Source organism: Pseudomonas sp. CM25, from assembly GCF_013179705.1.
In the GTDB taxonomy this organism is placed as follows: Bacteria; Pseudomonadota; Gammaproteobacteria; order Pseudomonadales; family Pseudomonadaceae; genus Aquipseudomonas.
In genome coordinates, this window is the sequence record NZ_JABMCW010000333.1 from 1 (window position 1) to 5758 (window position 5758).

At 60.8% G+C, this 5758-nt stretch carries 10 protein-coding genes; 5 read left to right on the plus strand and 5 right to left on the minus strand.

What is annotated here, in order from left to right; genetic code table 11:
* The 5 genes from HP546_RS24695 to HP546_RS24715 all read left to right on the plus strand — a co-directional run.
* The coding region (locus tag HP546_RS24695; RefSeq protein WP_172230750.1) for a penicillin-binding protein activator at positions 1-331 on the plus strand (331 nt) is incomplete at its 5' end.
* On the plus strand, positions 331-702 hold the full coding sequence (locus HP546_RS24700) for a YraN family protein (protein WP_172230753.1): 372 nt from the start codon (positions 331-333) through the stop codon (positions 700-702). The genes HP546_RS24695 and HP546_RS24700, both read left to right, overlap by 1 nt.
* An 86-nt stretch (positions 703-788) precedes the next feature.
* Positions 789-1382 carry a phosphoheptose isomerase gene (locus tag HP546_RS24705; RefSeq protein ID WP_012274070.1) on the plus strand — a complete coding sequence of 198 codons (594 nt, stop codon included), beginning with the start codon at positions 789-791 and terminating at the stop codon, positions 1380-1382.
* Positions 1379-1957: a BON domain-containing protein gene (locus tag HP546_RS24710; RefSeq protein WP_172230756.1), complete on the plus strand. Its 579-nt coding sequence runs from the start codon at positions 1379-1381 to the stop codon at positions 1955-1957. The genes HP546_RS24705 and HP546_RS24710 overlap by 4 nt, the downstream gene beginning before the upstream one ends.
* 39 nt (positions 1958-1996) lie before the next feature.
* On the plus strand, positions 1997-2215 hold the full coding sequence (locus HP546_RS24715) for a YgdI/YgdR family lipoprotein (RefSeq protein ID WP_172230759.1): 219 nt from the start codon (positions 1997-1999) through the stop codon (positions 2213-2215).
* A gap of 52 nt (positions 2216-2267) precedes the next feature.
* Here HP546_RS24715 and HP546_RS24720 read toward each other — a convergent pair whose 3' ends face one another.
* The 5 genes from HP546_RS24720 to petA all read right to left on the minus strand — a co-directional run.
* Positions 2268-2702 carry a ClpXP protease specificity-enhancing factor gene (locus tag HP546_RS24720; RefSeq protein WP_172230762.1) on the minus strand — a complete coding sequence of 145 codons (435 nt, stop codon included), beginning with the start codon at positions 2700-2702 and terminating at the stop codon, positions 2268-2270.
* Positions 2703-2713: 11 nt separating this feature from the next.
* Positions 2714-3337, minus strand: coding sequence for a glutathione S-transferase N-terminal domain-containing protein (locus HP546_RS24725; RefSeq protein WP_172230765.1), 624 nt, complete (start codon positions 3335-3337; stop codon positions 2714-2716).
* Positions 3338-3454: 117 nt separating this feature from the next.
* Positions 3455-4234 (minus strand): cytochrome c1, encoded by a 780-nt coding sequence (locus tag HP546_RS24730; protein WP_172230768.1) that lies wholly within the window; start codon positions 4232-4234, stop codon positions 3455-3457.
* Positions 4234-5445, minus strand: a complete 1212-nt coding sequence (locus HP546_RS24735) for a cytochrome bc complex cytochrome b subunit (RefSeq protein WP_172230771.1) — start codon at positions 5443-5445, stop codon at positions 4234-4236. The genes HP546_RS24730 and HP546_RS24735 overlap by 1 nt, the downstream gene beginning before the upstream one ends.
* Positions 5445-5758, minus strand: a 314-nt coding sequence (gene petA, locus HP546_RS24740; RefSeq protein ID WP_172230774.1) for a ubiquinol-cytochrome c reductase iron-sulfur subunit, incomplete at its 5' end; no start/stop codon positions are given. The genes petA and HP546_RS24735, both read right to left, overlap by 1 nt.

The following is a 5758-nucleotide window of genomic DNA, read 5'->3' on the forward strand; positions in this document are numbered from 1 at the left end:
CGCCAGCGGTGACGTGAACCAGTACAACGACATGAACGGTATCCGCTTCTGCGAAACGCCGTGGCTGCTCGACACCAGCAACAGCCTGCGCCAGCAGGTCGTGCAGCAGTGGCCACAGGCCGCCGGCAGCCTGGGCCGCCTGTACGCCATGGGTGTCGATGCCTACAGCCTGGCGCCACGCCTGGGCCAGCTGAAAGCACTGCCGGACAACCGCATTTTGGGCCTGTCGGGCAGCTTGAGCATCAACCCCAACCAGCGCGTCGAGCGCCAGCTGCCCTGGGCCGAGTTCGCCGGCGGCCAGGTCAAGCGCCTGCCTGACACCCCGCGCTGATGGCAGCAGCATCGCCGACCAGCGCCGGGCAGGCAGCAGAGACCCAGGCCCTTGAGTACCTTCAGGGGCACGGCCTGCAGCTGCTGGCACGCAACTGGCGATGCAAAGGCGGTGAGCTTGATCTGGTCATGCTCGACGCCGATACAGTAGTATTTGTCGAAGTCCGCTACCGGTTGCACGCGGCCTTCGGTGGCGCCCTCGACAGTATCGACGGGCGCAAGCAGAAAAGGCTGGTGCTCGCCGCCAGCCTTTTCCTGCAGAAGGAGCCCCATTGGGGCAACCACCCCTGCCGCTTCGACGTAGTCGCCTTGCAGGGCAGCCACCATGCAGGCAGACCGCTTCAATGGCTGAAAAACGCCTTCGAATGCTGAACCCACTTCGTTTTTTTTGCTCTATGTATCGCGGGCTGGTCGTTGTTGCGCGCCGCACCGGCCACCGCCCCCTTTAAGGTCACCAGATGGACATGCAATCCCGAATCCGCCGGCTGTTCCAGGCCAGCATCGATACCAAGCAACAGGCAATGGACATCCTGGCACCGCACATCGAGCAGGCCAGCCTGGTCATGGTCAATGCGCTGCTCAACGAGGGCAAGATGCTCGCCTGCGGCAACGGCGGCTCGGCCGGCGATGCGCAGCACTTTTCGTCGGAGCTGCTCAACCGCTTCGAGCGCGAACGCCCGAGCCTGCCGGCCATCGCGCTGACCACAGACAGCTCGACCCTGACCTCGATCGCCAACGACTACAGCTACAACGAAGTCTTTTCCAAGCAGATTCGCGCGCTGGGCCAACCCGGCGACGTACTGCTGGCGATCTCCACCAGCGGCAACTCGGCCAACGTGATCCAGGCGATCCAGGCCGCACATGACCGCGAAATGATTGTCGTAGCATTGACGGGTCGCGACGGCGGCGGCATGGCTTCGCTACTGCTGCCCGAGGACGTGGAAATCCGCGTGCCTTCGACCGTTACCGCGCGCATCCAGGAAGTCCACCTGCTGGCGATCCACTGCCTGTGCGATCTGATCGACAGCCAACTGTTCGGGAGTGAAGAATGACCCCTATGCGCCTCGGCCTGATGGCCTTGACCCTTTGCCTGAGCGTCACCGGTTGCAGCTCGGTACTCACCTCTACCCGCAATTCGCCGATCGACGATGATCGCGGTACGCGCACCATCGGCAGCAAGATCGACGATTCGCTGATCGAGACCAAGGCTGCGGTCAACATCGCCAAGGCCAACCCCGACCTGGACAAGGGCTCGCACATCGTCGTCAGCAGCTACAACGGTATCGTGCTGCTGGCCGGGCAAACCCCTCGCGCCGAGCTCAAGAGCCTCGCCGAGCAGACCGCCGGCCAGGTACAACGGGTCAAGAAAGTGCACAACGAGCTGCAGGTGATGCAGCCCTCCTCCATCCTGGCACGCAACAACGACGCCTGGCTGACCACCAAGATCAAGACCCAGATGCTGACCGACAATGCCGTGCCCAGCTCGCGCATCAAGGTGATCACCGAGAACGGTATCGTCTACCTGCTCGGCCTGGTGACCCAGCAAGAGGCCAACTCGGCCACCGCCGTGGTGCAGGGTGTGTCGGGCGTGCAGAAGATCGTCAAGCTGTTCGAGTACATCGACTGATTGCTCAGCCTCTCTTTTCAGAAATCCAGGAAACACCGCATGAGAAAGCTTCTGCTGCCTGCCCTGCTGTCTGGCGCCTTCGCCACACTGGCCGGCTGCTCCACCCCAAGCCTGATCATTCTCAACGATGGGCGTGAAATCCAGGCTGTCGACGCCCCTAAGTACGAGCGTGCCACCGGCTTCTACGAGTTCCAGCAACTCGACGGCAAGCGCACCCGCATCAACAAGGACCAGGTACGCACCATCAGCGACCTGTAACCCTGAACGTGCAGCAAAGAAAAAGGCGATCCGGTTGGATCGCCTTTTTTTGTTACTTGACCACCTTCAGGCTTGGCCGGCCACTCGGGCGCGGCGGCTGACCGCCACCTTCTGGCGGGCCATCGTCATCTGGCTGAACAGCATCGTCTTCCAGGTCATCGTCACCTTCCATCAGCGACGGCTCGAGCTCGAAGACCATGCCTTGGCCATTCTCGCGGGCATAAATACCCAGAATCGCGGACACCGGCACGAACAGCGAGTGAGCCACGCCACCGAAGCGGCCCTCGAAGCTGACGGCGTCGTTGTCCATGTGCAGGCTGCGCACGGCGCTGGGCGAGATATTCAGGACGATCTGGCCATCACTGGCGAAACCGTCCGGCACCTGCACCTTGGGGTATTCGGCATTGACCAGCATATGGGGCGTGCAATCGTTGTCGACGATCCACTCGTACAGTGCTTTAACCAGATAGGGGCGACTGGAGTTCATCAACGGGCTCCTTAAAGCTTGCGCATTTCACGTTCTACGGAGGACAGGCTGGCCTCGAAAGGCTCGCGGGCAAACTGCCGCTCCATGTAATCCAGCAGCGGCTTGGCCGGCCGCGGCAATTCGATAGCCATTACCGGCAAACGCCAGAGGATGGGCAGTAGACAACAATCGACCAGGCTTTGCTCGTCGCTCATGAAGCAGGCGAACTCATTGAACAGCGGCGAGACCCCGGTAAGGCTCTCGCGCAAGGCCTTGCGTGCCTCGGCACGCGCGGGCTCGCTGCTGCGAGGGTCGAGCACGGTATCTGCCAAGGCACACCAGTCGCGCTGGATGCGGTGCATCAGCAAACGCGTATTGCCCCGCGCCACGGGGTAAACAGGCATCAGCGGCGGGTGCGGGTAACGCTCGTCGAGGTACTCCATCACCACGGTCGACTCATACAACGCCAGGTCGCGATCGACCAAGGTCGGAACGCTGCCATAAGGGTTCACTTCAGCCAGCTTGGGCGGCATGCGCGCAGGGTCGACATCGATGACCTGCACACTGACACCTTTCTCGGCCAGAACGAGGCGTACCCGATGAGAATAATGATCAGCGGGATCGGAATAGCAGGCTAACCGGTTGGTCGCGCCCATGTAACGCCTCCTCGCACGGGATGCTCGTGAAACTGTAAATGAAAACGCGCCCGCGGGGCCCTGGCAGTTTTGCCAGGGCCCCGCGGGCGCGTTCAACAACCAGAAACTACTGCGTGATCAGTGCACGTCCTTCCAGTATTCCCGCTTGAGCAAATAGGCGAATACGAAGAAGAAAGCCAGGTACAGCAACACGTAGGTACCAATGCGCTGGCTTTCCAGTTTTACCGGGTTGGCCGAATAGGCCAGGAAGGTCACCAGGTTCTTGACCTTCTCGTCGAACTGCTCGGTCGTCAGAGTACCGGAATTCGGCGTGATGGTCAGCTGGTCGCAGGCCTCATGGGTCAATGGGCTGCCGGTCAGTGGGTCGAATTGCTTCTTGCCATCGACCACGGTCTGCACCTGCTTGCAGCCAACCACCTGGTTACCCTGCAGGCCGACCAGCACGTTGGGCATGCCGACGTTAGGGAACACCTTGTTGTTCACCCCATAAGGCCGCGACGGGTCCGCGTAGAAGCTGCGCAGGTATGTGTACAGCCAGTCGGTACCGCGCACCCGTGCCACCAGGGTCAGGTCAGGTGGCGCAGCACCAAACCAGGTCTTGGCGTCGCTGGGCTTCATGCCGATCTGCATGTGATCACCAATCTTGGCACCGGTGAACACCAGTTTCTCGAGCATCAGCTCGTGAGGGATCCCCAGGTCATCGGCCACCCGCTCGTAGCGCTGGAACTTGGCACTGTGGCAACCCATGCAATAGTTGGCAAAGGTACGCGCACCGTCCTGCATGGCGGCCTTGTCGGTCAGGTCGATATCGGCCTTGTCCAGCTCCAGGCCATGTTCGGCAGCAAAGGAAAAGGCAGGCATCACTGCCAGCAAAAATACTGCAATCAACTTTTTCATCAGCCAGTCACCCTTTCCGGAACCGGTTTGGTCTTCTCGAGCCTTGTGTAGAACGGCATCAACAGGAAGTAGGCGAAGTACAACACCGTGCACACCTGCGACAGCAAGGTGCGCCCAGGTGTCGGCGCCAGTACGCCCAGCACGCCGAGGATGACGAAGGCCACACAGAACACCAGCAGGAAGGTCTTGCTGATCCAGCCCTTGTAACGCATGGAGCGCACCGGGCTGCGGTCGAGCCAGGGCAAAACGAACAGTACGGCGATGGCCGCACCCATGGCGATAACGCCCATCAACTTGTCAGGCACAGCACGCAGGATCGCGTAGAACGGCGTGAAGTACCACACAGGCGCGATGTGCTCCGGTGTCTTGAAGGCGTTGGCTTGCTCGAAGTTCGGTTTTTCCAGGAAATAGCCGCCCATTTCCGGGAAGAAGAACACCACGGCGCAGAACACGAACAGGAACACCACCACACCGACAATGTCCTTGACCGTGTAATACGGGTGGAACGGAATACCGTCCAGAGGGATGCCGTTTTCGTCCTTTTTCTTCTTGATGTCCACACCATCGGGGTTGTTCGAGCCCACTTCGTGCAGCGCGAGGATGTGCAGCACCACCAGACCGAGAATCACGATTGGCAGGGCAACCACATGCAGGGCGAAGAAGCGGTTAAGGGTGATGCCCGAGATCAGGTAGTCGCCGCGAATCCACTGGGTCAGGTCATCACCGATCACCGGAATGGCACCGAACAGCGAGATGATCACCTGGGCACCCCAGTAAGACATCTGCCCCCACGGCAGCAGATAGCCCATGAATGCCTCGGCCATCAGTGCCAGGTAGATCAGCATACCGAACAGCCAGACCAGCTCGCGTGGCTTCTGGTAGGAGCCGTACAGCAGGCCGCGGAACATGTGCAGGTAGACCACGATGAAGAACGCCGACGCCCCCGTGGAGTGCAGGTAGCGCAGGATCCAGCCGTACTCGACGTCCCGCATGATGTACTCGACCGAGGCGAACGCCTCCTCCGCCGAGGGCGTGAAACTCATGGTCAGCCACACCCCGGTGACGATCTGGTTGACCAGCACCAGCAGCGCCAGGGAGCCAAAGAAGTACAGGAAGTTGAAGTTCTTGGGCGCGTAATACTTGCTCAGATGGTCTTCCCACATCTTGGTGGCGGGGAAGCGAGCATCAATCCAGTCCATGAACTTGCTCATCATGCGTTCTCCTGATCGACGCCGATGACGATGACATCGTCCGACTCGTAAGAGTGCGGTGGCACTGGCAGGTTGAGAGGCGCTGGCTGCGACTTGTAGACACGCCCAGCCAGGTCATAGTGGGAACCGTGGCACGGGCAGAAGTAGCCCCCCACCCACTTCGGTCCAAGGTCGGCAGGCGCGACTTCCGGGCGGAAGGTGGGCGAGCAGCCCAAATGCGTGCACAGGCCGACGAGAATGAGGATTTCCGGCTTGATCGAGCGAACCTCCGGGTCGACATAGGTCGGCTGCACCGAAGCCTTGGACTCGGGAT

Coding starts and splice junctions, on each gene's coding strand:
- HP546_RS24700 (WP_172230753.1), top strand. CDS start 331: ATGGCAGCAGCATCGCCGACCAGCGCCGGGCAGGCAGCAGAGACCCAG.
- HP546_RS24705 (WP_012274070.1), top strand. CDS start 789: ATGGACATGCAATCCCGAATCCGCCGGCTGTTCCAGGCCAGCATCGAT.
- HP546_RS24710 (WP_172230756.1), top strand. CDS start 1,379: ATGACCCCTATGCGCCTCGGCCTGATGGCCTTGACCCTTTGCCTGAGC.
- HP546_RS24715 (WP_172230759.1), top strand. CDS start 1,997: ATGAGAAAGCTTCTGCTGCCTGCCCTGCTGTCTGGCGCCTTCGCCACA.
- HP546_RS24720 (WP_172230762.1), bottom strand. CDS start 2,702: ATGAACTCCAGTCGCCCCTATCTGGTTAAAGCACTGTACGAGTGGATC.
- HP546_RS24725 (WP_172230765.1), bottom strand. CDS start 3,337: ATGGGCGCGACCAACCGGTTAGCCTGCTATTCCGATCCCGCTGATCAT.
- HP546_RS24730 (WP_172230768.1), bottom strand. CDS start 4,234: ATGAAAAAGTTGATTGCAGTATTTTTGCTGGCAGTGATGCCTGCCTTT.
- HP546_RS24735 (WP_172230771.1), bottom strand. CDS start 5,445: ATGAGCAAGTTCATGGACTGGATTGATGCTCGCTTCCCCGCCACCAAG.